Below are 26,266 nucleotides of genomic sequence, written 5' to 3'. Positions count from 1 at the left end.
GGGCTCTACGATGTTTGTGTTCGAAATTACAACGCCGGGTACTTGGCTAGATTACGAGGACCACGATTGGTCTTGGAGAATTGAAGGCTTGCTGCGTAATTTGGAGTCGCAGTTCTTTGAGGCTAATGCGGCCCTTAATCTATTCATTCAAGCTCAATCGTCTCCCCCTGCACGGCCAGATCGTGACCAATGGAAACTCGATGCCCGGCGTCGCTCCGAAATTCGGCAACAGGTTGAACACGAGCAAGGCGGGCAATTTTTTGTTGACCATTGGAGCGAGATCTATTTTGAAACCGAGGTTCGATTCAAGCGAGAACAATGGTCCAAAGGTCGCATGCCGAGGGAGTTTGCGCACAATCAAGCCTTCATTTATGCTCGAGCGTTTCTCTACGCCCTCGATTCGTTTGATAAGTTTCTCGGAGTGCTCTCACGAGAACCAGGTGTGCCCCAAGAACTCGTCGTGACCCACTCCATAATCTCCGAATTCTTTCCTGATCTGCGAGGCGTAAGGAACACTGCGCAACACCTCGAAGACAGGGCGCGAGGACTCGGCGCCGGTCGAGATCCAAAGCCATTAGATCTAAAACCTATCGTTAGCGATGCCATTCATGCTCCCGGAGGTGGTGTTCTCGTACTGAACAGTCTCAATGGGTCAAAATACGGATCAACCATGGCGGACGGACATTACGGCGAAGTTGATGTGTCACCAGAGTCCATGCAAAAACTCCACTACATTCTTCACGAAGCACTGGCACTATTCCGATGGAAAGGCCCAAAACGACACTCACCGAGCATCTAGCGCTTTGTCCTAACACTCAAATCAACCGGATCGTCAAAAGCTACGCTTTTGCCGCCCGGTTATCACGGCGTTAGGCATCAAGAATGACCCTTGAGGAATATTTCGGCTTGATCGCTCTTGGCTTGCCCGCTGGCTTTCTTTTGCTCGGATTGTTCAGCGGTCAGGAAAAAGCCAAAGCTCGCCAGTCACTCACAAACTGGTGCCTTGCGTTTGGCGGCTTGTCAGTTCTTTTGGGTGGCATTGCAGCTATTAGCCACGCCAAACTAGTCGCGACCAGGGGTATTCTCGGCGCGTTATTCATTGGTCTTCCAGCATTTCCCGCTGGCCTCATGCTGCTATTGCTTGGAGGCTCGACGAAAACCGACACCGAGGGAGAAAACGATGGCGAAGCGTAGTTTCCATGCCGAAATGCAACATAAGCGTTGCATATCGCCTAACCGGGCAGTGGAGGGGACAGCCAAAAGCTACGCTTTTGGTGCCCTCCGCGCTTCGCGCTCCGGCTGCCCCTCACTTCTACGTTGGGCTTCAAGCCAAAGACACAGCTGCGGAGACCATTGAGTGGAAGAGATCATTAATAACAGCCCAGCAGTGGTTTTCCTTGGTGCAATCATCACCGGGTTTATTGCTGGCGTAAGCGCGTACATCGGACTGCTCAAGATAACAAATCAGGAAACCGTAATTAAGGGCAGTTATGAGCTCAAGAAAAATCTTGTCGGTCGTGTTTTGAAGAATGAAATCTTGATTGAGTGTGGAAAGCTCATAGAATCAGGTGGGCGGATAGAGGGGGCGACAATGCCAGACAGGGTCGAGGCCTTCTTGACGCAAACCCTTATCTTTCTTGAGGGCCTCGACCTTCCGAAAGTACAGCAATATCTTCAACTCAAAATGTCTTGGCCTGCGTACACGATTCAGCTTCTCCTCGTGAATGACAATCTATCGCCATCACAGAAGTTGGGAAGAGCAATCGGTGTCCTTGAAGGCCTACGATCAAGCTTTGCCGCTGCGGCCGGCGGCTGATGAGCACGCCCAACAAGCGCTTGCAGCCGACCGGCAAAAAGCTGCGCTTTTTGCCGTCACCTGAAGCGTCACGTTGGGCCTCTTTGAGAATGACACGCCATGTCTGAACGCCCGGTTACTGGACTCTCTCCCGAGCAGCAGGAGTTATGGCAGCGGGTAAACGATCTGTGGTCATTGTCGTTGGAGCGCAACGCCGAGAAGATTCGCTCAACCATCCATCCTCGATATGTCGGCTGGGACATGAATCAGTCGACCACCCACGACCGAGAGACTGCTATTCAGTCCGTGCTCGGTGATGCGCCAGCCGTTACTGGCTATGAGCTTGTTCCGCTGAGTGTGCAGGTGTACGACCGCACCGTCGGCATTGTGCACTACATGTATTCGGCGTCAGTCACCCCGAAGGACGCAGCACCGCTGCAGGTCACAGGCAAGTGGTCTGAGGTCTATCTCCGCCAAGACAGCCAATGGGTAATGGTCAGCGTCAGTGGTAGGCCTGATTCACCGACAGGAGATTTGCGTGCGGTTGAATAGCTGGCCGCCGAGGCCCAACCCATCATTCCACCGGACAAGCTGCGCCGGCCGATGGATTCAGACGTTGGGCGTAAAGGGTGCGAACTCACCGGAGAAAGGAATCAACAACATGAAAACCATCGCTCTCGTAGTCGGAGCGATCTTGTCTCTCTTGTCGGGTATCGCCTTTGGGGCAACGCGAGAGGACGAATGCGCCACGGGCGTGTTCGAAATACTGAGGCGCGACATCCCGATTAGCAAGTTGTCTCTGAGGTCCGATGGAAGCAACGTGGTTGCCGATGCATGCAAGACTTGGCCGTACAAACCCAATTTAGTTCTGGTGGCAGTTGCCTACGACGAGGGCGTCGAATATGAAAAGAGCCTGATCGTCGCCGTGATAGACAAGAAGACAAAGCGGGTAGGTAGTAGCTCAAAGCGTGCTATCTACGAAGACGCGACGACGGAGGTTGGGGAGCGCAGTCTGAGGCTTGATACCGCCAAGTATCAGCTGGCTAATGACGTTAGAGCGTTTGGGGTGAGATTCAACAGTGCCGCTAGAGGAGCGAGTTGCGGGGAGGCGTACTGGAACGATGAACTCACTCTCCTTGTCCCTGAGGGAAAGGATTTGCGACCGCTCGCCAGCCTGAATTTGTATCAACAAAGGTGGCTGGAGGGCTGCCCAGCGGCGACATCGTCGGCACTCTGGGAAGACGCCACGCTGACAGTCGGCATGGCCAACGCAAGAACGAATGGGCTATTCGACTTGGTGATTACCGCAAGAATCACGGTAAATTCAATGGGCGCGGCCACGGGGAACCTCAAAGACCGTATCGAACAGCATAGTTTGCATTACGACGGTAGGTCTTACCAAAAAGGCAAGCCTGTTCCATGGTGGCCTGCAATCTGATCCACTTGGTCCATCGCTGGAAGGCGGTGCCTGGGCAGCAGCCCAGTTCGGCAACCTACGACATTGCATTGGAGGTAACCCATGAAGCGCATTAAGGTGGCATTTTCTGCAGTACTGCTACTGCTTACGGCGCTCTGGCTGGGGGCCGATACGTTGACGCCGGCGCCGTTCACCTACTTTTCGTTCCGCTCGGTGTTCATGCAGTACAGCGGGGTGATCGGCATCGGCCTGATGAGCATCGTCATGCTGCTGGCGCTGCGTCCGAAATGGCTGGAGCCGCATCTCGACGGGCTGGACAAGATGTATCGCCTGCACAAGTGGATGGGCATCACCGCCCTGGCGGTCAGTGGCATTCACTGGTGGTGGGGGAAAGGCACCAAATGGATGGTGGGTTGGGGATGGCTGGAAAAGCCCGCGCGCAAGCCTGTCGCCGGGGAAACCCTCGGCGTCGTCGAGGCTTGGCTGCGCAGCCAGCGGGGGTTTGCCGAATCCGTCGGCGAGTGGGCGTTCTACGCGGCCGCTGTCCTGATTGTTCTCGCCCTGGTCAAGCGCTTCCCCTACCACTGGTTCGTCAAGACCCACAAATGGCTTGCGGTCGCCTACCTTGCCCTGGCCTATCACTCCGCCGTGCTTACCAAGGTGGAGTACTGGTCTCAGCCTGTTGGCTGGCTGCTGGCGGCCTTGCTGCTGGGTGGCTGCGTGGCTGCACTGTTGGCGCTGGCGGGCCGGATCGGGGCCGGCCGCAAGGCCCGGGGCACAATCGATGCGCTGACGTACTACCCCGCGCTGCGCGTACTCGAAACCTCCCTCGTGCTGGGAGAAGGCTGGCGCGGCCATACCGCCGGGCAGTTTGCCTTCGTCACCTCGGATGCCAGCGAAGGCGCGCACCCCTACACTATCGCCTCGGCCTGGAGCCCCGATGACCGGCGGCTCGTATTCATTACCAAGGCACTCGGCGACCACACCGGCCGCTTGCGGGATCGGTTGAAGGTGGGCATGCCGGTGACGGTGGAAGGTCCTTACGGCTGCTTCGACTTCGAGGACGAGCAACCGTGCCAGATTTGGATCGGTGCGGGCATCGGCATCACGCCGTTTATCGCCCGCCTCAAACAACGTGCCGCCACATCGGACACTAAGGCGATCGATCTCTTTCACCCGACTGCCGAGTTCGACCAGGCAGCGATTGACCGTCTTACCGCTGACGCCGAGGTTGCGGGCGTGCGCATGCACCTTCTTGTCAGCCCGAAAGATGGTCGGCTGAATGGCGAACGTATCCGTGCCACCGTACCGGAATGGCGGTCGGCCAGTATCTGGTTCTGTGGCCCGCGGGGGTTCGGTCAGTCGCTGCGCGAGGACTTTCTCGCCCACGGCCTGCCGCCCGAGCGATTCCATCAAGAATTGTTTCAGATGCGTTGATGAGAACCGCAATGCGGCCTGACGACTCGCGGCAAAAGACGCAGCGCAAGCGGCGCACCGTCGAGCTGAAACGTTAGCCGCCTCAAATCACTTTGCCATTTCCCGTGCGATGAGAACTCCTTCATTCGAATGCAAGAGCGCGACAGCGACCGGGCCGCAGGGTGAACCGGTGCAAGCCCGGCTGGCCGGATTATCTCCGGCATATTTCGGCATGGTCATGGCAACGGGTATCGTCTCGCTCGCCACACACCTGCTGGGAATGCAGTCCGTGGCCAAGGCGCTGTTCCTGCTCAATTGCGTCGTCTATGTCTTGCTATGGTTTCTGACCATCTTGCGCGTCGTACGCTACCCGCGCCTGTTCTTCGACGATCTGATCGATCACCTTCGCGGGCCCGGTTTCTTCACGATCGTGGCAGGCACGTGCGTACTCGGGAGCCAGTTTGTGGTGCTGGCTGCGGATTACCGCACCGCCATGGCGCTCTGGGGAGGGGCGGGCGTGCTATGGATCGGACTCACCTACACCATCTTCACCGGCCTCACGGTCAAGGAGCACAAGCCGCCGCTGCATCAGGGGATCAGTGGGGCGTGGCTACTGGCCGTCGTGGCGACGCAATCGATCGCGGTGCTCAGCGCATTGCTTGCGCCTCATGTCGAGCAGCCGGGGCGGCTGGAGATGAACTTCCTGGCACTGTCGATGTGGTTGTGGGGCGGCATGCTCTATATCTGGATGATGTCGTTGATCTTCTATCGCTACACGTTCTTTCCGTTCTCGCCCGGTGACTTGTCGCCCCCTTACTGGATCAACATGGGCGCGATGGCAATCTCGACCCTGGCCGGATCGCTGCTCATTCTGAACTCGCCCGATGCCCCCTTCCTGCTTTCGCTGCTGCCGTTCATCAAGGGTTTCACCGTCTTTTACTGGGCGACCGGCACATGGTGGATTCCCATGCTGCTGCTCCTGTTCATCTGGCGGCACGTCTATCGGCGCTTCCCGTTGAGATACGACCCGCTCTACTGGGGCGCGGTCTTCCCCTTGGGCATGTACGCAACCTGCACCCACCAGATGATCGAGGCGATGGGATTCGAGTTCCTCCGCTTCCTGCCGCAGCTGTTCATGTACATCGCGCTTGCCGCGTGGGCGACGGTATTTGTCGGGCTTGCTCGCTACCTTCTGCGACACGTCAACGCATTTCGTTTCTAGGAACCCGTGCGCGCCAGCGCAAGTGCCGCTCATCGAGGCAAGCACCTGCCAGGCAATGCCTTTGTAGGCGGCCAACCGGACGCCCGCCACGCTGCGCTTGCCGGAGCCCTTCGCGCTGAGAGCCCCGGTTGCCGCTTGCCTTCGACAGGCTTCATACTCCACTTCGATTCGAACCCTCAGGTCTCCACATGCCATTGCTCTTTTCGTACGGCACGCTGCAACAGGCGAACGTTCAATTCGCCACCTTCGGTCGGCAGCTCGCCGGCACGCCCGACGCGTTGGTTGGATACGAGCAATCGATGGTCGCGATCGACGATGCGGAGGTTGTTCGCACCAGCGGGAAGACTCATCACCCCATCGTGCGCTACACCGGCGAGCCCGATGCACGAGTACCAGGCACGGTGTTCGAGATCACGGACGCGGAGCTGGAGCAAGCGGACAGGTACGAGGTGTCGGCTTACCGGCGAGTCTCGGCCGCTCTCGCGTCCGGGGGAACGGCTTGGGTCTATGTCGATGCAAAGTACGTAACACGGGCCTGAACGGGCTGGCTCAAGTGAGCCGCCCCCGGCGCTCTCGTGCTTCACTTCACCTTTGGGGTACCCACCGTCTACGCGCTTTTGCGCGATGAGAGGTGATTGAAGCAGCGGCACGGGCATGCGGCGCTTCACGAGCATCGGGCACAGTTATACAATCAGTACCGCTTATTATCACACTGACCTCTCACGTGGCTCTCAGCGAAATCAGCTTCACGCTCCTCCTTGCCGATGCCGCCCGCCTGATGCGGCACGCCTTTGTCGCCACCCTGGAGGACAGCCCCCTGACGCTCGCACGCGCGCGCGTGCTGATCCATCTGGAGCGCAACGAGGGCATTCGGCAGGTGGCACTGGCGGAGCGCCTTGAAATCCAGCCGATGACACTGGTGCGGATGATCGACCAGCTCGCGGGCGAGGGGCTGGTCGAGCGCCGGTCCGATCCAGCCGACCGGCGCGCGCACCAGCTGTATCTGACCGACGCGGCGCGGCCGCAGCTGGAAATCATCGCGCGGGTGGGCGCCGCGGTGCGCGAGAAGGCGTTGGCCGGGATGACGGAAGCGGAGCGGGCGCAGACGATCGCGCTGGTCGAGCGCATCTGCCGCAATCTCGCGGCGGAATAGGTTTCCCGCCCTTTCCTTACTCTACTGCGGTCGCCGAGCGCAGCACGCGATAGACAGTGGAGCGCGAAACGCCGAGCGCCTGTGCGGCGGCGCTGACGTTGCCGTCGAGCCGCTCCAGCACCCAGGTCACGTAGTCGCGCTCGATGTGCTCGAGCGGCAGGATGTCGGTGAAGGCAGGCGCGGGCGACGGGAACTGCGCCGGTTTTTCCAGCGGCAGGCGCAGGATCGCGCACACGCTGTCCTCGTCGATGGTCTGGCCGTCGCCGAATGCGACGAGGCGCTCGACGGCGTTGCGCAGTTCGCGCACGTTGCCGGGCCAGCGGTAGGCGCACAGGCGCGCGAGCGCGGCCGGCGTGAGTCGGGGCGGCACGGCGGAACGTGCGCTGCGGCGTATGAGGTGCTCGACCAGCAGGGGGATGTCCTCGACACGCTCGCGCAGCGGCGGCACCGGGATATGCACGACGTTGAGGCGGTACAACAGGTCGTGGCGGAACTTGCCTTCGGCGACGAGCGAGTCGAGGTCGCGGTGCGTGGCGGCGACGACGCGCGCATCGGTGCGGCGCAGCGCGGTCGCTCCGAGCTGGCGGAATTCGCCGGAGTCGAGCACGCGCAGCAGCTTGGCTTGGCAGGCGGCGGGGAGTTCGCCGATTTCATCGAGGAACAGCGTGCCGCCGTTGGCGACTTCGAAGAGGCCTTCCTTGTCCGCCGTGGCGCCGGAGAACGCACCGCGCTTGTGGCCGAAGAGTTCGCTTTCGACCAGGTCGTCGTCGAGCAGGCCGCAGTTGAGTGGGACGTAGGCTTCCGCTGCGCGCGCACTCCAGCGGTGCAGCAGGCCGGCGACGATCTCCTTGCCGGCGCCGCTCTCGCCGGTGACGAGGACGGGCAGGTCGAGCGGCGCGGCCTTCCGCACGAGCTCCAGGGTAAGCTGCCATGCCGCGCTGCGGCCGATGACCGCGGCGTCGTCGCCACCGCGCAGGAGAGCGACTTCGGCGCTGAGGGCGGCGCAGCGGCGCGCAAGCATGCGCTTTTCCAGCGCACGTTCGACGACGATGTCGAGCTCGGTGAGCTTGTAGGGCTTCGAAAGGTAGTCGAAGGCGCCCAGCTTCATCGCCGAAATGGCGCTGTCGACATTGCCGTGGCCGGTGAGGATCACGACTTCGATCTGGGGGTCGAGCTGCTTCAGGCGCTTGAGGACCTCGATGCCGTCGATGCCGGGCATCTTGATATCGACCAGCGCGAGGTCGACGCCGCCCTGCTGTGCGCATTCGAGCGCAGCCTCGCCGTCGGCGGCCTCGCTCAGCCCGTAACCGGCGCGGCCCAGGCGGCTGGTGAGGAGCTGCCGGTACAGCGCCTCGTCATCGACGATCAGGATGTGGCCTTTCATTGCAGTCTTGCCTCGATGCCCCCGTCGGAGCCCATCTCGTCGGCGGGAAGGTGGATGCGGAACCAGGCGCCGCCCTCGGGTCGGTTGCCGCAGTCGATGCGCCCGCCGAGCTCGGACAGGATGCCGTAGCAGATGGACAACCCCAGCCCCGTTCCGCGCCCGGGGGCCTTGGTCGTGAAGAAGGGGTCGAAGACGTGGTCGATGATGCCCGCGGGCAGGCCCGGCCCTTCGTCGAGCACGTCGAGTTCCACCCCGCCGTTGACCGGCCGCAGTTCGACCCGCACTCTCCCGCGCCCGTTCATGGCATCGCCCGCGTTCTTCAGCAGGTTGCGCAATACTTGGTCGAGCAAGGTCGGGTTGGTCGCAATGGGCGGCAACGGCTTGTCGACCGCCATTTCGACCTGGAGCCCGCGCGTGAGGCCGAGTTCGCGGTACGAGTCGAGCCGTTCGCGCACCAGCATCGCGAGATCGACCGCCTCAAGCGGCACCGCCTGCTTGCGCGAGAAGAGCAGCAGGTTGTCGGTGATGGCCTTGCAGCGCTGGGCCTGTTCCTGGATGGTCGTGAGCCCCTGGCGCAGGATGTCGAAATCGGGATTCGACTGCGCCCCCGGGATCGACTCCATCAGCGACTGCAGTTCTTCGGCAAAGCCGGAGACGAGGCCGAGCGGGTTGTTGATCTCGTGTGCGATGCCGGATGCGAACTGCCCAAGCGAGCTGAGGCGGTTGGCCTGCGCGAGCTGGCGCTCCATTTCGCGGCGGGCGGTGATGTCGCGGGCGACGCCGATCACGCCTTCGGGGCGGCCGGCGGTGGACAGCACGGCGGAGCTGACCTCCAGCAGGCGGTTCGGCTCGCCGCCCGGTGCAAGCATGATCTCGAACGGCGGACCGCCCTCCCCCGCCAGGCGCCGCCGGAAGTCGCGCTCCACGCGCAATGCGGACGAATGCAGCATCAGATCGCCGCAGGCGCGACCGATCGCGCGGTCCGCGGGCACGCCCAGCAGCTCGGCCATGCGGGCGTTGACGAAGCTGAAGCGGCCGTCGAGGTCGAGGACATACACGGCGTCGTTGATGATGTCCTGGATCTGTTGCTCGCGGTTCTCCAGGCGCGCGGCGTACTCGGTGAGCTTGCGCTCGCGCTCCTGCTGGGCAGTTATGTCGATGGCGAGTCCGCTGTAGCCGACGATCTTGTCATCCTTGAACACCGGCTCGACCTGCAGGCGCATGGGCACCGGCAGCCCCGCAACATCGCGCATGACGACGTCGAGGCGCGTGGCAGCGCGCGCGTTGGCGATGCTCTTGAGGAAGTTGGACGCGGCGACGCGGTATTCGGGCAGCACGAGGTCGCGCAGGCGCATGTTCGGCAGCTGTTCCGGCGTGATACCCAGCCGCGTGCGCCCGGCTTTGTTCAATTGCAGCATGCGGCCTGAGACGTGCAGCGCGAATACCATCTCAGGCAGGTCCTCGATCAGGTTGCGGTAGCGTTGCTCGGACGCCTCCAGCTCCCGCGTGCGCTCGTACACCTTGCCTTCGAGGACGTTGATGCGGTCCTTGATGTTGAGCGGCTGGAAGTACTTGCGCAGGCCTTCGAATTCCGGCTCGCAGTCCGCAGCGTTCATGAGGGTCCACGAGCAGTGCTCGTCGCCGCGCCCTTCGCATTCGTGCTCGACACAGATCATGTCGGTCTGGAACACGTAGGACGCGAACCCCGACGCATAGCCGGCAAGCGTCCAGCAAACCGCCTCGTCGGAGCGTCCGAACAGCCGCAGGTGCTGCTCGGCCTCGTAGGAGCGGCGCCAGTTGCCGCTCATGCGGTAATGCCCTTGTTCGTGGTCGACTTCGACGATGTGTGTCTCGACCTCCGCGATGCCCGAGAACATATGCACCCGCGGTCCACCGCGGACAAACTCCTCCAGTGTGTCGGGGTGCATGAAACCGGGCAGCAGGCCCGCGTCCTCGAAGCCGCAACTGAAGCCGTAGCGGGTCAGGATGACCTTCGCGATGTCGGCCCCGAGCGTCTCGACGAGCTCCTTGCGCAGCGCGCCCATCGCGTCGGTGTGCAGCAGGATTGCGCGCCGGCCGCTGAACTGTATCGCCCCGCTGTCGGGCGAAAACTCCACAAGGGAGTAGAAATCCAGCTGATCGGCGCGCATCTTGTCCCGGTCCTTACGACTCAGGTCGGGATCATAGCCCGATTATCCGGTCGCGCGCCGCCGCACGGCGGCGGCCGGACCGGAACCGTTCGGGATGGCGCGACACGCTCAGTGGGCGCCCTGCACCTGCTCCTTCAGATACAGCGCACCGCCTTCCGCGGCTTCGCCTTGCTCGGGGGCCGTTTCCGGATGGAAGAACTGCTTGACGATCAGCGCCGTGGTGGCGAGCAGGCCGGGTATGGCGACGATCATGAACACCTCGCTGAAACCGAGCTTCCGGCGCGCAAGCTCGGCCACCAGGAAGGAACCTGCGATGCCGCCGAAACGCCCGATGCCGAGCATCCACGCGACACCCGTGGCGCGGCCCTGCGTCGGATAGAACGAGGCCGCGAGCGCCGGCATCGACACCTGTGCGGCGTTCATCATCGTGCCGGCGAGGAACACCACGACCACCAGCGCCCCGACGTTGCCCACCATCTGCCCGATCGCAAACACCGATACCGCGGTGAGTGCGTAGGCGATGGCGACGATGCGGTTGCCGTTGAAACGATCCATCAGCCAACCGACGAACACCGCTGCGCAACCGCCGAGCGGGAACAGCGCGGAGATCAACGTGGCCGTCTTCGGATCGAGGCCGGCATCCTTGAACAGGATGGGCATCCAGTTGATCAGGGCATAGAAGATCACCAGCCCCATGAAATAGGCGAGCCACAGCATCACCGAGCCCACCACGCGGGAGCGCGACAGAACGACGCCCAGTCCGCTCTTTCCATCCGCAATGGAAACCGTCTCCGTAAGGTGGAAGGATGAGGCAAGCGCCGCCGCGGCAGCAGAGATACGGCCGAGCACCGCACGGATCCGCTCGGTCGAATGCCCCTTCGCCACCATGTAGCGCACCGACTCCGGCAACCACACCAGCATCACCGCGACCAGCACGATGGGAGCCACGCCGCCGAGCACCAGCACGCTGCGCCAGCCGAAATGCGGGATCATCCACGCAGCGAGGAAGCCGCCGAACGCCGCCCCCAGGGGGAAGCCCGAGAACATCGCCGTCGTGATGAGGGCCCGGCGCTTCGACGGAGAGTATTCGCTGATCAGCGTGACCGCGTTCGGCATTGCCGCCCCCAAACCGATTCCCGTGAGGAAGCGCAGCACGGTAAGGCTCTGCAGATCGGACGCGAATGCCGACACCATGCTCGCCAGAGCGAACACCAGCACCGACACGTTCAGCACCAGCCTGCGCCCGAGTCGGTCGGACAGCGGACCGGACAGCAGCGCCCCACCCGCAAGCCCGAACAGCGCGGCGCTCAACACCGGCGCGAGGTCCGGCTTGGTGACGCCCCACTCCTGAATGAGCGACGGCGCGATGTAGCCGATCGCCGCGGTGTCGAAACCGTCGAGCAGCACGATCAGGAAGCACAGAACGAATATGAGCCACTGGAAGCCCGAGAAGGGCTGGTGGTCTATGAAGGACTGAACATCGACGGCGTCTTTACTGGACACGGTTGTCTCCTCGTTGGCCGGATGGTGTGGCGGCTGCTGGGTGGCCTTCCCGCGACAGCCTCTTCGCTTCAGGAGGGTGTGCCCGCGTGCGGGCCACCCGAGGGCATTCGTCAGGCAGCGGCAGCGGCGTGGCGCTCGTGCAGCGCACGCAAACGGCCGCGTTGCAGCTTGCCCGTCGGCGTCAGCGGCAGCGCATCGACCCAATGCACCCAGCGCGGGCGTCGATGCCCCGGCAGTGCGGCGATGCCGTCCTCCACCCGCTGGCGCGCCTCGGCCCAGCGTCCCGGCGCGGCCACGACCAGAACCGCCAGTGCCGTCAGACCATCTGCCGAATCGACGCCGACCGCCGCAATCTGCTGCAGGGTGTCGCCGCAGTGAGCCGCCAGCGCCTGCTCGACCCACAACGTGCTGACCCACTGGCCCGCGATCTTCAGCATGTCGTCGTTGCGCCCGGCGTATTCAAGACGGCCGTCCGCATGGCGCAGGAACATGTCGCCGGGCGAAAACCAGCCGTTGTCGAAATCGACCTGCGCCTCGGGCCGCTTCCAGTAACCGACCGCGACCGTGGTGTGACGCACCCAGATGCGCTGGGGCAGATCCGCATCGACGTCCGGGTTGAAGCGCACCTCGGTCAGCGGCGTCGGGCGCATCAGGCCCGAGTCGTCGTCGCTGTAGAGCATCAGGCACAGCGTCTCGGACGTGCCGTAACCGCTGATCAGACTGCACCCGGTCTGCTCGCGCCAGCCCTGGCGGATCGCGAGCGGCAGCGCCTCGCCGGCTGACACGAAATGGCGGATGCCGCGCTCCGCCAGCCGCGCCGCCACGCCCGTCTGCAGCATCTTGTTGTACAGCGTCGGCACGCTGAAGAGCAGCGTCGGCCGATGTTTCGCGACCATCTCCTCGACACGCTCGGCCGTGGGCCATTCGCGGTCAAGGATCACGGTGGCCCCTGCACGCAGACCCGCGAACAGGCTGTTGCCGAGCGCGTAGGCAAAGAACAGCTTGGAGCTTGCATATAGCCGGTCCGCAGACGTCAGACCGGCGAGGCTACAGGCGAAGGAATGGGCGTTCGCGACCACGCGCTGCACGTGGATCACCCCCTTGGGCGTGCCCGTCGTGCCGGAGGTGCCAATCCACAGGGCCGGCGCTTCGGCATCGAGTTGCATGGGCTCGAGCCCTTCGGCACCTGCGAGCGCCTGCGCCCAGTCACGCGCCGCGACGCCGCCACCGACCACCGCTGGTGCTCCCGGTAACGTTGCGACCAGCCCCTGCAGTTCACCTGCCTGCGCCGGCTCGCACCACACGAAGCGCGCCTCGCATTCCTTCAGGATGGGCGTGAGCTCCGTCATCGACAGGCGCGGATTGACGCCGATCACCACGCCGCCGGCCCAGATCGCGCCGAGATACGCCTCGACCCAGTCGTCACTGTCGGGCGCGAACACGACCACGCGTTCGCCGGGAGCGAGCCCCAGGGCCTGCCAGGCTCCGGCCGCGCGCCGCACGCGGTCCCGCAATTCCGCGTAGCTCACTCGTCGCTCGCCGCATTCGATGGCTATCGCGGCATCCGCGCCGGCCGACAGCAGGATTTCAGCAGCATTCATTCTGCACTTCTCCACGTTGAGGAGGTTCCCGCAGGGGAACCCGCGTAGTCGTCCGCTGAATCGGGTTGCGCCGACGGGCGACCGAAATTTCTGCGCACGATAGGCTTGGGGGAGGACGGGAACAATACGGGGCAGAGATTTTCTGCGCCGACTTTGATGGATATCAAATTATTTTGCAGTGCACTAAGAACCGATTTTCGGCAATTCTCGCAAGAACCCGCGCTGCATCCCGCGCTGTGCATGGAAGCGACGTCAGACACGGCGGCTCGTCTCGCAATCCCGCCTCCGCTTCACGTGTACGCCGTATGTCCTGCAAAAAAACACCCTCTTTTTTGTTTGACTTCCAACTGTTTTATAGCCACACTGCAGCCAATCATCAGGAAACAGGAGACGGCAATGGGGATCAGGGACAAGGTCGAACAACTGTGTGCACGCATGCACGACACGCCGCAATACGACACGCAGGGCGCCGTGCTGTTTGTCGACCTCGAGAAGCGCGAAACGCAGCGCAAGTACCTGCCGCTCGACGTACTGCGCACCTACCTCGGCGGCCGCGGCGCCAATATGTACCTGCTCTACAACCTGCTGCAGGACGGACGCGAAGCCCTCGACCCCGAGGTTCCCCTGATCTTCGGCGCCGGCACCCTCACCGGCGACATGCCGGCGGCCACCCGCGGCAACTTCACCAGCCGCTCGCCCGAGAGCGATGCGATCCTCGACACCAACGGCGGCGACTACTTCCCGTCCTTCGTCAAACGCCACGGCTACGACCACATCGTGCTGTACGGCCAGGCGCCGCAATGGACGCTATTGCGCATTGCGCATGAAGAAGTGCAGTTCCTCGACGCGACGCCCTACGTCGGCCTCGACAACCTCGACCTGCCCGGCGCGATCGAACGCGACTTCGAATGCACCGAGCGCAAGGACATGGCGCTCGCCCGCATCACCACCGCTGGCGAGAACCTCGCGCTATGCAGCGGCATCATGGGCGGCATCAAGGCGATCTGGGCGCGCGGCGGCGGCGGCGCGAAGATGGGTTCGCTGCGCCTGAAAGCCATCATGATGCACGGCAAGCCCGACGAAGCGCCGAAGGTGGCCGAGCTCAAGGCGCACAACAAGGTGATCGGCAAGAAGATCACCTCGACCTCGGTGATCAAGAACGCCCTCAAGCAGGTCGGCACGCCCTTCCTGTACAAGCCCTCGCGCGTGCTGGGCGCGCTCGGCACGCTGAACAACCAGAAGACCGCGTGGCACGAGACGCTCGATGCGGACAACTTCGACCCCTACCGTCCCGGCATGGACGGCTGTTTCAAGTGCCCGGTGCATTGCCGCAACCTCAACGACATGACCCCCGAGGGCAAGGGCGGCTGGGGCTCGGCCGCGCTCAAGGGGCTGAAGGGCAACGCCAGCTATGACAAGGCGCAGGCCGACGTCGAACACGGCAAGGAGCGCACCTACAACGGCATCCACAACGACGGCAAGTTCGACCAGTACGACAAGGGGGACGGCCCCGAGTACGTCACCGTCGGCAAGTTCGGCCCGATGATCGGCCTGAAGGAGCCGGAGCACGTCCTGCGCCTCAATAACATCCTCAACGACCTCGGCCTCGACTCTGCCTCGACCGGCAGCTCGATCGCATGGGCGATGGAGCTGTGGCAGCGCGGCATCATCGACGCGAGCCACACCGGCGGGCTGGACCTGTCCTGGGGCAACTACGAGACGGTCGAGAAGCTGCTGTTCATGACGGCGAAGCGCGAAGGCTTCGGCGACACCATCGCCGACTCCACCCGCGCAGTCGAACGCGGCAAGTATCCCGCCGAAGCCCTCGACTACCGCATGGCGGTGAAGGGCCTGTTCCAGTCCGACCCGCACGACGCCCGCATCCTCAAGGCCTTCGCGCTGGGCCTGTCGGTCGCCACGCGCGGCATGGACCACCTCAGGAACCGCGTCACGCTGGAGATCAACGCCCGCATCAACGACGACGCCCCGTTCAAGACCGAGCTCTACGGCGGCACCGTCGCGGCCGAGCCGAACCGCTACGACGGCAAGGAGTTCGCCGTGCGCCGCTGCGAGAACACCTTCGCCGTCGGTGACTCGGTGGGCATGTGCCGTTTCAATACCAAGCTGTTCAACTCGCCGACGACCCCGGACTGCGGCGACTTCGCGACCCAACTCACGACCGCGACGGCACTCGAATTCACCGGCGAGCAGCTCAACGAGATCGGCCGCAACATCACCGGCCTGGAGCGCCTGATCAACTTCCGCCTCGGCCTGCGCGCCAAGGACGATACGCTGCCGAAGCGCTGGTTCGAGGAGGAGATCGAGGTCGGCCCCTTCAAGGGCGAGAAGGTCGACCGCAAGGAATTCGAGGCGATGAAGGCACGCTTCTATGAAGTCACCGGCCTCAACGCCGAAGGCGTGCCCAAGGCCGATTGGCACGAGCGGCTGGCTGCCGCGACCACCGGCTTCTCGGTGCGGGTCGATCTGCCACACGCACTACCCGGCGCGCCGGAGAAGGCGGTGGTCATCGACGAACCGGTTGCGAACGTCGTCGCGCTGCGCGACGCGCTGGCCCGCCGGCTGCCCGAAGCCCGCGAGGCGCTGAACGATCATTCGTGGAACATCGCGGTCAACGGCCACATGGTTCTGGCAGGCGAGCGCGACGCCGCCCTGCGCAGCGGCGACCGCGTGGCCTTCGTGCCCATCATCGCGGGGGGCTGAACGGGAGAAACGGACGGGGCTCGCTCCCCGCTCGCTTCGGACCAAACGCAGACGGCGGACGATGCCCTCGTCCGCCGTCTGCCGTTGATTGCCTCGCAGCAGAATACCGTTCGGGCTGAGCCCGTCGAAACCCTGCGATTGCCCTTCGACCTGCTCAGGGCGAACGGAGGCGTTGGCTCGCCGTCTTCTCGTCCGGCCCTCCTACTGCCAGCCCCCGCCCAGCGACTTGTACAACGCGATACGGTTGGCACCATCCGCCTGACGCACGGCGATCAGATCCAGCTCGGCGGCGTACAGGCTGCGCTGCGCATCCAGCAGCCCGAAATAGCTGTCGATGCCAGCCTTGTAGCGCGCCTCGGAAAGCTTGAAGCTCGCCTCGCTCGCCTCCACCAGCCTACGCCGCGCATCCAGCTGCTCGGCCAGCGTCGCGCGGTCGGCGAGCGCATCGGCGACCTCGCGGAACGCCGATTGGATCGCCTTCTCGTACTGCGCGACCGCGATCTCGCGCTGCACCTTGGTCGCCTCCAGGTTCGCCGACAGCCGCCCCGCCTCGAAAATCGGCAGCGAGATCTGCGGCACGAAACTCCACGTCCCCGATCCCGCCTCGAACAACCCGTCCAGCGTGCTGCTCGCCGTACCCGCCGCCGCAGTCAGCGTGATGCGCGGGAAGAAGGCCGCCCGCGCCGCACCGATGCTGGCGTTTGCCGCCCGCAGCTGGCGCTCGGACTGAAGGATATCCGGGCGGCGCGTCAGAACCTCGGACGGCACCCCCGCGGGCAGCTCGGCCACCGCGGTGATCGCCTCCGCGAAGCCCTGCGGCTGCAACTCGGTCGGAACCTCCGCACCGACGACCAGCGCCAGCGCATTGCGGCCCTGCGTGACCAGCGAAGCGTAGCGCGCCGCATCCGCGCGCGCACCTTCGAGCAGCGTCTGCGCTTGGCGCAAATCCAGTGCCGAGGTCGCACCCACGTCGAAACTGCGCTTCGTCAGCTCGTACGACTTCTGCCGCGTCGCCAGCGTGTTGTTCGCCAGCGCCTGCCGTTCGCGGTCCGCGGCGAGCCGCAGCCACGCATTGGCGACTTCGGCGACGAGGCTGATCTGCGCGCTCCGCCGTGCTTCCTCGGTGCCGAGGTACTGCTCCAGCGCTTGTTTGTTGAGGCTGCGGATGCGGCCGAAGAAATCCAGCTCGTAGGCGGAAAAACCCACCGTCGCGCTGTATTGGCGCGTCGTGCCGGCTTCACCACTGCGGCTCAGGTCGGCCGGAAGACGCTGGGCAGTCTGCCCGCCGTTCGCCGTAATCGACGGGAACAGGTCCGCCCGCTGGATGCCGTATTGCGCCCGCGCACGCTCGATGTTGAGCGCGGCGATGCGCAGGTCGCGATTGTTCGCGAGCGCCAGTTCGACGAGCTCGCGCAGGCGTGCGTCGGCGAAATAGTCGCGCCATGCCGGCGCCTCCGATACGCTCGCGGCGGTCGCCGGCGCATCCGGGAATGCGGCCGGCACCGGCGCGGCGGGGCGTTCATACGCGGGGATCAGCGAGCACGCTCCCGCCAGCGTGGCGGCCATCGCGACGACCAGAGTACGCAATCGAGTCATTACTTTGCCTCCTGCACTGCCGGCGCACGGGCCGCGGACGCATCGTCCTGCGGCTTGCCCTTGAAGATGCGCTTGATCACGACGTAGAACAACGGAATGAAGAAGATGCCCAGCACGGTCGCAGCGAGCGTGCCACCGAGCACGCCTGTGCCGATCGCGTTCTGGCTGCCGGCACCTGCGCCGGTCGCCTTGGCGAGCGGCAACACCCCCAGGCCGAAGGCGAGCGAAGTCATCAGGATCGGTCGCAGCCGCATGCGCACGGCCTCCAGCGTCGCCGCGATCAGATCCTTCCCCTCCTTCTCCATCTGCGCCTTGGCGAACTCCACAATCAGGATCGCGTTCTTCGCCGAGAGGCCGATGGTCGCCAACAGGCCAACCTGGAAATACACATCATTCGACAGCCCGCGCCCGGTTGCAGCAAGGATCGCACCCAGCACCCCGAGCGGCACCACCAGCATCACCGCAAACGGCACCGACCAGCTCTCGTATAGCGCCGCAAGGCACAGGAACACCACGAGGAGCGACAATGCATACAGTGCCGGCGCCTGTGCTCCGGAACGACGCTCCTCATACGAGGTGCCCGTCCACTCGTAGCCGATCCCCGCCGGCAGCTTGGCCATGATCTCCTCGACCGCCGCCATCGCGTCACCCGAAGACAGCCCCGGCGCAGCCTGGCCGAGGAGTTCGATCGAGGGCTGGCCGTTGTAGCGTTCCAGACGCGGCGATCCATACACCCAGCGCGCCGTCGTGAAGGCCGCCAGCGGCACCATCTCGCCCTGCTTGTTGCGCACGTACCACTTGCCGAGATCCTCCGGCGTCATGCGCGCGGGCGCATCGGCCTGCAGATACACGCGCTTGATGCGGCCTCGGTCGATGAAGTCGTTCACGTAGATGCCGCCCCACGCGGTATTCAGCGTGTCGTTGACGTCCGCGACCGAGACGCCCAGTGCGCCTGCCTTGGCATGGTCGATGTCCAGCTGATACTCCGCGACATCGTCCTGGCCGTTCGGGCGCACGGCCACCAGCCGCTTGTCCTGCGCCGCCAACCCGAGGAACTGGTTGCGCGCGGCGATCAACGCCTCATGGCCGAGACCTGCGCGATCCTGCAACATCAGGTTGAAGCCGTTCGACGTGCCTAGCTCCAGCACTGCCGGCGGCACGAAGGCGAACACCATCGCCTCGCGGATCTGCGAGAACGCGCCCATCGCCCGCCCCGCCACCGATTTCACATCCATTCCCGGCTCGCGCCGCTCGTTCCAGTCACGCATGCCCACAAAGCCCAGGCCCATGTTCTGTCCGCTGCCGCCGAAGCTGAAACCGGCCGCAGTGAAGATCGTGCGCACGCTGTCCTTTTCGGTCTCCAGGAAATGCTTTTCCACCTTCTTCAACACTTCGACCGTGCGCTCCTGGGTTGCCCCTGCCGGCAGCGTGACCTGCGTGAACATCACCCCCTGGTCCTCCTCCGGCAGGAAGGAGGTCGGCATGCGCGCGAACAGCAGGCCCAGCGCGACGATGATCGCGACATAGATCGCGAGATAGCGGAAGCTGCGATGCAGGATGCGGGCAACCGCCGACTCGTAACGTCGCGTGTTGCGCGCGAACATCATGTTGAACCAGTGGAAGAAGCGCCCGAACATACCGCGCTCGCCATGCTCATGGCCCTTTTCGACCGGTTTCAGCATCGTCGCGCACAGTGCAGGCGTGAACACGATCGCCACCAGCACCGACAGCCCCATCGCCGCCGCGATCGTGATCGAGAACTGGCGATAGATCACGCCCGTGGAACCGCCGAAGAACGCCATCGGGATGAACACTGCGGACAGCACGAGGCCGATGCCGACGAGCGCCCCGGTGATCTGCCCCATCGACTTCTTCGTCGCCTCCTTGGGCGACAAGCCCTCCTCGGTCATCACGCGCTCGACGTTCTCGACGACCACGATCGCGTCGTCCACCAGCAGGCCGATCGCCAACACCAGGCCGAACATCGTCAAAGTGTTGATCGAGAATCCCGCCGCCGCCATCACACCGAAAGTACCGAGCAGCACCACCGGCACCGCGATCGTCGGGATGATGGTCGCGCGGAAGTTCTGCAGGAACAGATACATCACAAGGAACACCAGCGCGATCGCCTCGATCAGCGTCTGTACCACCCCCTGGATCGAGATCTTCACGAACGGCGTCGTGTCGTACGGCACGACGACCTCGATGCCGGCCGGGAAGTAGGGTTTCATCTGCTCCATCTTCGCGCGCACTGCCGCCGCGGTGTCGAGCGCGTTCGCGCCCGCGGCCAACTTGACACCGATCCCCGCCGCCGGCTTGCCATTGAAGCGTCCGACGATGCCGTAGTTCTCGGCCCCGATCTCGATGCGCGCGACGTCCTTGAGGCGCACCTCACCGCCCTGCGCGGAGCTGCGCAGCAGGATCCTCTCGAACTGCGCGACCGATTCCAGGCGGTTCTGCGCGGTTATCGTCGCCGTGAAGCCCTGTCCCGACACCGCCGGCACGCCGCCGAGCTGGCCGGCCGAAACCTGCGCGTTCTGTGTACGGATCGCCGCCTGCACGTCGCCCGGGGTCAGATGGAAATTGTTGAGCTTGGCCGGGTCCAGCCACACGCGCATGGCGTACTGCGCGCCAAACACCTGCACCTCTCCGACACCGGTGACGCGCGACAGCGGATCCTGCACGCTCGAAACCAGGAAGTCGGACAGGTCAGCACGGTCCAGGCTGTCATCCTTGGAAACGAAACCGAGCACCATCAGGAAGTTGCGCGTCGACTTGGCGACCTGCACCCCCTGCTGCTGCACCGCCTGCGGAACCAGCGGCAAGGCCAGTTGCAGCTTGTTCTGCACCTGCACCTGCGCGATGTCCGGGTTCGTGCCCGCGTCGAAGGTCAGCGTGATCGTCGCGCGGCCGAAGGAATCCGACGACGAACTCATGTACAGCAGGCCATCAAGACCCGTCATCTTCTGCTCGATGACCTGCGTGACGGAATCCTGCACGGTCTTGGCCGAAGCGCCGGGATAGGTTGCATTGATGACCACAGTCGGCGGTGCGATCGACGGATACTGCGCCACCGGCAGGCGCAGGATCGACAGCGCGCCGAACAGCATGATGACGATCGCGATGACCCACGCGAAGATGGGTCGGTCGATGAAGAAACGTGCCATCGTGGCTACCTCACTTCGCCGCCGCGGGGGCGCCCGCCACCGGAGCGGGTGCGGACGAACCCGCCGCACCGGCTTCCTGCGCCTGCACCGCCGCCCCCGGGCGCACCTTCTGCAAGCCCTCCACAATCACGCGCTCGCCCGCTGCCAGTCCATGCGTCACCACCCAGGCGTCGCCCTGCGACTGCACGGTCGTGACCACGCGCGACTCCACCTTGCTCTCCCCATCGACCACCATCACCGTCGCGTTGCCGCGCGCATCACGGCTCAAGGCCGCATGCGGGACCAGGATCGCGTCGCTGTTCACGCCCTGCGCGAGGCGCGCACGCACATACATGCCCGGCAGCAATTCGCCCTTCGGGTTCGGGAACACCGCACGCAGCGTCACGCTGCCGGTGCCCTGATCGACGGTGATTTCCGAGAACTCCAGCTTGCCCTCGCTGCCGTACAGCGAGCCATCCTCGAGCACCAGGCTGACCGGCACCGCCTCGCTGCCCGCGCGCTTCAGGCGCCCGTCGGCAAGATCGCGGCGCAGCTTCAGCAGTTCGGCGCTCGATTGCGTGACGTCCACATAGATCGGATCGAGCTTCTGCACCGTTGCCAGCGCCGCCGCCTGGTTGGCCGTCACCAGCGCGCCGGGCGTCACGGACGAACGGCCGATGCGGCCACTGATCGGCGAGCTCACGCGGGTGAAATCGAGATCGATCTTCGCCCTGTCGACCTCCGCCTTGGCGCTCGCCACCTCGGCCTGCGCCTGCTTGAGCGCAGCCGCCGCGTCGTCATTGGCCTGCTTGCTCACCGCCTCGATGCCGACCAGCTGGGCATAGCGCTCCGCCTTCAGCCGCGCAGCCTGAACATTCGCGTCGGCACGGGCGAGGTTCGCCCTGGCGCTGTCATAGGCAGCCTGATAGGTCGCCGGATCGATCTGGTACAGCACCTGCCCGGCCTTCACCTCGCTGCCTTCCGTGAACAGGCGCTGCTTGACGATCCCGCCCACCTGCGGCCGTAACTCGGCAATCAGATAGGGTGCGGTCCGGCCGGGCAACTCCGACGTCATCGGAACCGCCTCCGAGCGGACCGAAACCACCGTCACGGCCGGCGCTCCCTGGCCCGCACCGGGCCCTGCCGGCTGCGACTTGCCGCCGCTGCAGGCGGCTACGAGAAAGGCGCCAACGACCACGGTCATCAGGACGTTGAAACGCTGGCTGGGGTTTCTATGCATGTTTCGCCTCGAAATCATCGCGCACCGCCGGTCGCGGTACGCTGAACGGAATTCATTGTGCCAGGGTTAGAGCGATCATTCTAGATCGAACGCTCATTCTATGTTAGCCTTGAATTCGAATCAATGTTGCTGCAAACCGATTACGACCACGAGAAACGCCCGATGTGCCCCGAATCCCTCGAACCTTCACGCGCCGAAGTGCGCCGCGCCCAGATTCTCGCCGCTGCAGTGGATTGCTTCCGCCAGCACGGCTTCCACGGCGCCAGTATCGCGCAGATATCCAAGGCGGCGGGCATGAGCGCAGGACACATCTATCACTACTACGAGAACAAGGAAGCGATCATCTCGGCGATCGTCGCCGGCGATCTCGAACGCTTCCTGATCCTCACGGCGGAAATCCGGTCTGCGTGCAACGTGCGCGAGGCGATGCTTGCCCGCGTGGCCGAAGGCATCGACCAGTGCCTCGATTACCAGACTGCGGGCCTGAAGCTGGAAATCGTCGCGGAGGCCTCGCGCAATCCCCACGTCGCGGAAATCGTGCGCTCGGCCGACGCGGCGTGCCGCAATAGCCTCGTGCTGACCATGCGCGACATGCGTCGAGCTGGCGGCCACGAAGACAACGATGCCACCCTCGCCGCGATGGTCGAAGTCGTCATCGCATTGTTCGAGGGCCTGCAGATTCGCACGATCCGCAACCCGGATATCGACCACAAGGCCGTAATCCCCCTGTTCCAGAACGCCTTGCGCAACCTGCTGGACCACACCCCCTGAACCCGCGGCGCGCAGCGGACTGTAACCTTCGCGCACCAGGCTCCCTCTAATGGGCAAAACGGGAGCACGCCATGACAATCGCCGCACGCGCCGGATCTTCATCGGAGCCCGATAGCGCACTCGTCGAGCGCATCCTCGCGGGCGACCCTTTCGCCTTCGAACGGATGATGCGCCGGCACAATCGCCGCCTCTTCCGCGTTGCGCGCAGCATCCTGCGCGACGATGCCGAAGCCGAAGACGCCGTGCAGGACAGCTACATCGAAGCACATCGCGCCCTGCGCGGCTTCCGCGGCGAATCCCGCCTCTCCACCTGGCTCACGCGCATCGTCGTGAACCGCGCACTCGCACAGCGGCGCGCCCGTCACCCAGGCGAGCATACCGAAACCGATCCCGACACCCTGGTCGACAGCGGCAACGCCGAAACCCTGCAAACACCGGAAACGCAGGCCATGCGTGCAGAACTGCGCCGCATCATCGAAGCCTCGATCGACCACCTGCCGGAAGCCCATCGAACCGTATTCATGCTGCGCGCCGTCGAAGGCCTCAGCGTGGACGAAACGGCTGCGGCCCTGGGCATCTCCGCGGGCAACACCAAGGTCCGCTTCCTGCGCGCCCGCGCACACCTGCGGGAAACGCTCGGCCAGCATATCGGCACGCTACTCGAGGACGTCTTCAGCTTCGACGGGGAACGCTGCGACCGGATCGTCGCGCACGTCTGCGCACGCCTCGGCCTCACGCTCTCGGCGCCCCCCACCCTTCCCGCTCAAGACGCACCGCCACTCAGCCATCGACACTGAGCTCGGTCCTGCACGGCCCCCGTTTACTCCGCCCCCGGATCGCCCACGGAATCCGGGAACAGCACATCGGCAAAACCAAGGCGGCTCAGGTCGCGCATGCGCATCGGATACAGCACGCCGGCCAGATGATCGCATTCGTGCTGCACGACCCGGGCGTGAAATCCCTCCACGCTGCGATCGATAGGGCCCCCGTCGGGGGCATGCCCTTGGTAGCGGATGCGGCGGTAGCGCGGCACTACGCCGCGCAGCCCCGGCACCGAGAGGCAACCTTCCCAGCCGTCCTCCTCGTCCTCGTCCAGCGGCGTGATCACCGGATTCAAGAGGATCGTGCGCGGCACGGGCGGCGCCTCCGGATAACGCTCGCTGTGCTCGAAGCCGACGACCACCACCTGCAGCCCCACCCCGATCTGCGGAGCCGCCAGTCCGACGCCCCCCGCAGCGGCCATGGTGTCGAACATGTCGGCGATCAGCGCATCGAGTTCGCGCGTGGCGAATGCGCGCACCGGCTCGGCCGCCTGGAGCAGGCGTGGATCGCCCATGCGGAGGATGGACCTGACTGCCATGGATTGCACGCTCCCGAACGGTTTCGATGTAACGAACGCCGGCCGCACGACCGCCAGCCCGGGCGCAATGGTACGACGCGCCTGACCCGCGTCAAAGCCGCCCCCGGCAGACCGCCCGCGGCTCGGACGGCGCGATGGCCACGAATTGACCAATTTTCCCAGCGCTTATCGACGCAGCAAGCGACGCATCGGCGAGATAACCTGATCCCATGTCCGAACCGTTTGGTACGAACGGACGAGGAGCCGAAGATGGACATCGAGTATCTGGAATACGACTGCGAGGTGATCGACCTCGACGATCCCGCCCCCGGCCGCGAAGCACAGGCCGACGAGGCCGCGGTTGAGGCGGTGTTTGCCAGCTGGTTCACCGACTGGCGCAACCGCAGTGCACCCGACGCAGGCATCGGCGCGAACTGATCCCCCAGCGCCGCTTACAACGTCCGTAACGGTCAGCGACGCGTGCGCGTATATCCCGCGCTTCACGACAAATCGTCAGGATGACGCCCGACCTCTTCGATCACTGCGACGAAGGCCCCACCGGCCGCGAAGTCCTCGCGCCGGGCGCGCTGGTGCTGCGCGGCTTCGCCCGCGCGCAGGCCGAGTCCCTTGTGCTCGAAATCGGCGAAATCTGCGCACGCGCCCCGTTCCGTCACATGCTCACGCCAGGCGGCCAGCACATGTCCGCAGCGATGACCAATTGCGGCCCGCTCGGCTGGGTATCCGACCGCCGCGGCTATCGTTACGAAGCCGCCGATCCCGACAGCGGCAAACCTTGGCCGCCCATGCCAGACACATTCCTCCGACTCGCTGCGGACGCCGCCGCCGAGGCCGGGTTTTCCGGATTCATTCCCGACGCCTGCCTCGTCAACCGCTACGAGCCCGGAACCCGCATGTCCCTGCATCAGGACCGCGACGAACGCGACCTGACGGCCCCCATCGTTTCGGTATCGCTCGGCCTGCCGGCGATCTTCCTGTTCGGCGGCCTACATCGCAGCGACCGCAGCGAACGCGTGGCCCTCGTGCACGGCGATGTCGTGGTGTGGGGCGGCCTGTCCCGACTGCGCTTCCACGGCATCCTCCCCGTCAAGGAGGGCAGTCACGCGCTGCTTGGCCGCCAGCGCATCAACCTGACCTTCCGCAAGGCGGCCTGACCAGTTCCCAAGCCAGCCGGGAATCCTCATTCCGATCCGATCGGTAGAACTCCGGCGCTTATTGTGCAGCGTGCGGCCAGGAAGCCATGCCGCAGGGCGGAAAAAACGAAAGCCGGCATTTAGCCGGCTTTCATGTTGCTGATTTTTCAGCAAATTCTGGTGGGTGCTAACGGGGTCGAACCGCTGACATCCTCCTTGTAAGGGAGGCGCTCTACCAACTGAGCTAAGCACCCGCACTGGACGGGTACTTGGCCCTTCCAGCAAAGTCCGTCAGTTTACTGCATCTTTGAGGGCCTTGCCAGCCCTGAACTTCGGAACCTTCGCCGCCTTGATCTTGATGTTCTTGCCGGTGCGCGGATTCCGTCCGGTGCGCGCGGCACGCTCGCCTACATGGAAGGTGCCGAACCCGACGAGGGTCACGGAGTCGCCCGCCTGAAGCGCGTCCTTGACCGCCGCAATCGCTGCATCGAGCGCCTTGCCCGCGGCCGCCTTCGACAACTCTGCTCCCGAGGCGATTTGGTCGATCAGTTCGGATTTATTCACTTAAGTCCCCTTCTGGATATGAGAGCGATGACCCGAAATGCGCAAACCCACAGCCGGAGCCGCATTCAGGGTGATTCCAAATGCGTTGCGAGAAGCA

23 protein-coding genes and 1 tRNA gene are annotated in these 26,266 nt (G+C 64.3%); 14 read left to right on the top strand and 10 right to left on the bottom strand.

Annotated features, from left to right (window positions below; genetic code table 11):
- Positions 1–10 precede the first annotated feature (10 nt).
- The 9 genes from ToN1_RS19170 (at position 11) to ToN1_RS19130 (ending at position 7,003) form a co-directional block, all read left to right on the top strand.
- A complete protein-coding gene (locus ToN1_RS19170; protein ID WP_169205692.1) occupies positions 11–799 on the top strand; it encodes a hypothetical protein in 789 nt (262 codons plus the stop codon).
- An 83-nt stretch (positions 800–882) separates the two neighbouring features.
- Complete coding sequence (locus ToN1_RS19165) at positions 883–1,194, top strand: hypothetical protein (protein ID WP_169205693.1); 312 nt, start codon at positions 883–885, stop codon at positions 1,192–1,194.
- Positions 1,195–1,357: 163 nt separating this feature from the next.
- Positions 1,358–1,816, top strand: coding sequence for a hypothetical protein (locus ToN1_RS19160; RefSeq protein ID WP_169205694.1), 459 nt, complete (start codon positions 1,358–1,360; stop codon positions 1,814–1,816).
- A gap of 99 nt (positions 1,817–1,915) precedes the next feature.
- Positions 1,916–2,347 (top strand): nuclear transport factor 2 family protein, encoded by a 432-nt coding sequence (locus ToN1_RS19155; RefSeq protein WP_169205695.1) that lies wholly within the window; start codon positions 1,916–1,918, stop codon positions 2,345–2,347.
- A 109-nt stretch (positions 2,348–2,456) separates the two neighbouring features.
- Complete coding sequence (locus ToN1_RS19150) at positions 2,457–3,233, top strand: PA3715 family protein (protein WP_169205696.1); 777 nt, start codon at positions 2,457–2,459, stop codon at positions 3,231–3,233.
- 81 nt (positions 3,234–3,314) lie between these two features.
- Positions 3,315–4,649 (top strand): ferredoxin reductase family protein, encoded by a 1,335-nt coding sequence (locus tag ToN1_RS19145; protein WP_169205697.1) that lies wholly within the window; start codon positions 3,315–3,317, stop codon positions 4,647–4,649.
- 169 nt (positions 4,650–4,818) lie between these two features.
- Positions 4,819–5,850, top strand: a complete 1,032-nt coding sequence (locus ToN1_RS19140) for a tellurite resistance/C4-dicarboxylate transporter family protein (protein WP_210147864.1) — start codon at positions 4,819–4,821, stop codon at positions 5,848–5,850.
- A gap of 188 nt (positions 5,851–6,038) precedes the next feature.
- The gene (locus tag ToN1_RS19135; RefSeq protein ID WP_169205699.1) at positions 6,039–6,389 is read left to right on the top strand and encodes a gamma-glutamylcyclotransferase family protein; all 351 of its coding nucleotides are present in this window, start codon (positions 6,039–6,041) and stop codon (positions 6,387–6,389) included.
- Positions 6,390–6,574: 185 nt separating this feature from the next.
- Positions 6,575–7,003: a MarR family winged helix-turn-helix transcriptional regulator gene (locus ToN1_RS19130; RefSeq protein WP_169205700.1), complete on the top strand. Its 429-nt coding sequence runs from the start codon at positions 6,575–6,577 to the stop codon at positions 7,001–7,003.
- Positions 7,004–7,019: 16 nt separating this feature from the next.
- Here the strand turns inward: ToN1_RS19130 and ToN1_RS19125 are convergent, their stop codons facing one another.
- From ToN1_RS19125 to ToN1_RS19110, 4 genes are all read right to left on the bottom strand, one after another.
- Positions 7,020–8,387 carry a sigma-54-dependent transcriptional regulator gene (locus ToN1_RS19125; RefSeq protein ID WP_169205701.1) on the bottom strand — a complete coding sequence of 456 codons (1,368 nt, stop codon included), beginning with the start codon at positions 8,385–8,387 and terminating at the stop codon, positions 7,020–7,022.
- The gene (locus tag ToN1_RS19120; RefSeq protein WP_169205702.1) at positions 8,384–10,537 is read right to left on the bottom strand and encodes a PAS domain S-box protein; all 2,154 of its coding nucleotides are present in this window, start codon (positions 10,535–10,537) and stop codon (positions 8,384–8,386) included. Before ToN1_RS19120 ends, ToN1_RS19125 begins: the two co-directional genes overlap by 4 nt.
- A 108-nt stretch (positions 10,538–10,645) precedes the next feature.
- The gene (locus ToN1_RS19115; RefSeq protein ID WP_169205703.1) at positions 10,646–12,040 is read right to left on the bottom strand and encodes an MFS transporter; all 1,395 of its coding nucleotides are present in this window, start codon (positions 12,038–12,040) and stop codon (positions 10,646–10,648) included.
- A 110-nt stretch (positions 12,041–12,150) separates the two neighbouring features.
- Entirely contained in the window at positions 12,151–13,641 is a 1,491-nt protein-coding gene (locus ToN1_RS19110) for an AMP-binding protein (protein WP_169205704.1), read from the bottom strand.
- 396 nt (positions 13,642–14,037) lie between these two features.
- Between ToN1_RS19110 and ToN1_RS19105 the strand changes: the two genes are divergently transcribed.
- Positions 14,038–16,362: an aldehyde ferredoxin oxidoreductase C-terminal domain-containing protein gene (locus ToN1_RS19105; RefSeq protein WP_169205705.1), complete on the top strand. Its 2,325-nt coding sequence runs from the start codon at positions 14,038–14,040 to the stop codon at positions 16,360–16,362.
- A gap of 201 nt (positions 16,363–16,563) precedes the next feature.
- Here the strand turns inward: ToN1_RS19105 and adeC are convergent, their stop codons facing one another.
- Genes adeC through ToN1_RS19090 form a run of 3 tightly spaced genes read right to left on the bottom strand, consistent with a single transcriptional unit; the run spans position 16,564 to position 22,344 of the window.
- Positions 16,564–17,958, bottom strand: coding sequence for an AdeC/AdeK/OprM family multidrug efflux complex outer membrane factor (gene adeC, locus ToN1_RS19100; RefSeq protein WP_169205706.1), 1,395 nt, complete (start codon positions 17,956–17,958; stop codon positions 16,564–16,566).
- On the bottom strand, positions 17,958–21,125 hold the full coding sequence (locus tag ToN1_RS19095) for an efflux RND transporter permease subunit (protein WP_169205707.1): 3,168 nt from the start codon (positions 21,123–21,125) through the stop codon (positions 17,958–17,960). Before ToN1_RS19095 ends, adeC begins: the two co-directional genes overlap by 1 nt.
- 10 nt (positions 21,126–21,135) lie before the next feature.
- The gene (locus tag ToN1_RS19090) at positions 21,136–22,344 is read right to left on the bottom strand and encodes an efflux RND transporter periplasmic adaptor subunit (RefSeq protein WP_169205708.1); all 1,209 of its coding nucleotides are present in this window, start codon (positions 22,342–22,344) and stop codon (positions 21,136–21,138) included.
- A 123-nt stretch (positions 22,345–22,467) separates the two neighbouring features.
- Between ToN1_RS19090 and ToN1_RS19085 the strand changes: the two genes are divergently transcribed.
- Positions 22,468–23,115 carry a TetR/AcrR family transcriptional regulator gene (locus tag ToN1_RS19085; protein WP_210147863.1) on the top strand — a complete coding sequence of 216 codons (648 nt, stop codon included), beginning with the start codon at positions 22,468–22,470 and terminating at the stop codon, positions 23,113–23,115.
- A gap of 71 nt (positions 23,116–23,186) precedes the next feature.
- Positions 23,187–23,912 carry an RNA polymerase sigma factor gene (locus tag ToN1_RS19080; RefSeq protein ID WP_169205709.1) on the top strand — a complete coding sequence of 242 codons (726 nt, stop codon included), beginning with the start codon at positions 23,187–23,189 and terminating at the stop codon, positions 23,910–23,912.
- Between the two features lie 23 nt (positions 23,913–23,935).
- Here ToN1_RS19080 and def read toward each other — a convergent pair whose 3' ends face one another.
- Complete coding sequence (def, locus tag ToN1_RS19075) at positions 23,936–24,475, bottom strand: peptide deformylase (RefSeq protein ID WP_169205710.1); 540 nt, start codon at positions 24,473–24,475, stop codon at positions 23,936–23,938.
- 249 nt (positions 24,476–24,724) lie between these two features.
- On the opposite strand from def, the gene ToN1_RS19070 reads away from it, so the two are divergent.
- Both ToN1_RS19070 and alkB read left to right on the top strand, forming a co-directional pair.
- The gene (locus ToN1_RS19070; RefSeq protein ID WP_169205711.1) at positions 24,725–24,892 is read left to right on the top strand and encodes a hypothetical protein; all 168 of its coding nucleotides are present in this window, start codon (positions 24,725–24,727) and stop codon (positions 24,890–24,892) included.
- Positions 24,893–24,972: 80 nt separating this feature from the next.
- Entirely contained in the window at positions 24,973–25,626 is a 654-nt protein-coding gene (gene alkB / locus ToN1_RS19065) for a DNA oxidative demethylase AlkB (protein ID WP_169205712.1), read from the top strand.
- 157 nt (positions 25,627–25,783) lie between these two features.
- Here alkB and ToN1_RS19060 read toward each other — a convergent pair.
- Both ToN1_RS19060 and ToN1_RS19055 read right to left on the bottom strand, forming a co-directional pair.
- Positions 25,784–25,859: transfer RNA gene (locus ToN1_RS19060), tRNA-Val, on the bottom strand.
- A gap of 37 nt (positions 25,860–25,896) precedes the next feature.
- Positions 25,897–26,169, bottom strand: a complete 273-nt coding sequence (locus ToN1_RS19055; RefSeq protein ID WP_169129798.1) for an HU family DNA-binding protein — start codon at positions 26,167–26,169, stop codon at positions 25,897–25,899.
- Positions 26,170–26,266 lie beyond the last annotated feature (97 nt).

Origin of the sequence: Aromatoleum petrolei, from assembly GCF_017894385.1 — a bacterium.
Classification (GTDB): Bacteria; Pseudomonadota; Gammaproteobacteria; order Burkholderiales; family Rhodocyclaceae; genus Aromatoleum; species Aromatoleum petrolei.
Note: the sequence above shows the minus strand (reverse complement) of the source record. Positions and strands in the feature narration are given on the sequence as shown.

What these genes read in the sequence shown, in the direction of transcription:
- ToN1_RS19170 (WP_169205692.1), top strand. Translation starts at nt 11, where the DNA reads ATGTTTGTGTTCGAAATTACAACGCCGGGTACTTGGCTAGATTACGAG.
- ToN1_RS19165 (WP_169205693.1), top strand. Translation starts at nt 883, where the DNA reads ATGACCCTTGAGGAATATTTCGGCTTGATCGCTCTTGGCTTGCCCGCT.
- ToN1_RS19155 (WP_169205695.1), top strand. Translation starts at nt 1,916, where the DNA reads ATGTCTGAACGCCCGGTTACTGGACTCTCTCCCGAGCAGCAGGAGTTA.
- ToN1_RS19150 (WP_169205696.1), top strand. Translation starts at nt 2,457, where the DNA reads ATGAAAACCATCGCTCTCGTAGTCGGAGCGATCTTGTCTCTCTTGTCG.
- ToN1_RS19145 (WP_169205697.1), top strand. Translation starts at nt 3,315, where the DNA reads ATGAAGCGCATTAAGGTGGCATTTTCTGCAGTACTGCTACTGCTTACG.
- ToN1_RS19135 (WP_169205699.1), top strand. Translation starts at nt 6,039, where the DNA reads ATGCCATTGCTCTTTTCGTACGGCACGCTGCAACAGGCGAACGTTCAA.
- ToN1_RS19125 (WP_169205701.1), bottom strand. Translation starts at nt 8,387, where the DNA reads ATGAAAGGCCACATCCTGATCGTCGATGACGAGGCGCTGTACCGGCAG.
- ToN1_RS19120 (WP_169205702.1), bottom strand. Translation starts at nt 10,537, where the DNA reads ATGCGCGCCGATCAGCTGGATTTCTACTCCCTTGTGGAGTTTTCGCCC.
- ToN1_RS19110 (WP_169205704.1), bottom strand. Translation starts at nt 13,641, where the DNA reads ATGAATGCTGCTGAAATCCTGCTGTCGGCCGGCGCGGATGCCGCGATA.
- ToN1_RS19105 (WP_169205705.1), top strand. Translation starts at nt 14,038, where the DNA reads ATGGGGATCAGGGACAAGGTCGAACAACTGTGTGCACGCATGCACGAC.
- adeC (WP_169205706.1), bottom strand. Translation starts at nt 17,958, where the DNA reads ATGACTCGATTGCGTACTCTGGTCGTCGCGATGGCCGCCACGCTGGCG.
- ToN1_RS19095 (WP_169205707.1), bottom strand. Translation starts at nt 21,125, where the DNA reads ATGGCACGTTTCTTCATCGACCGACCCATCTTCGCGTGGGTCATCGCG.
- ToN1_RS19090 (WP_169205708.1), bottom strand. Translation starts at nt 22,344, where the DNA reads ATGCATAGAAACCCCAGCCAGCGTTTCAACGTCCTGATGACCGTGGTC.
- ToN1_RS19085 (WP_210147863.1), top strand. Translation starts at nt 22,468, where the DNA reads ATGTTGCTGCAAACCGATTACGACCACGAGAAACGCCCGATGTGCCCC.
- ToN1_RS19080 (WP_169205709.1), top strand. Translation starts at nt 23,187, where the DNA reads ATGACAATCGCCGCACGCGCCGGATCTTCATCGGAGCCCGATAGCGCA.
- def (WP_169205710.1), bottom strand. Translation starts at nt 24,475, where the DNA reads ATGGCAGTCAGGTCCATCCTCCGCATGGGCGATCCACGCCTGCTCCAG.
- ToN1_RS19070 (WP_169205711.1), top strand. Translation starts at nt 24,725, where the DNA reads ATGGACATCGAGTATCTGGAATACGACTGCGAGGTGATCGACCTCGAC.
- alkB (WP_169205712.1), top strand. Translation starts at nt 24,973, where the DNA reads ATGACGCCCGACCTCTTCGATCACTGCGACGAAGGCCCCACCGGCCGC.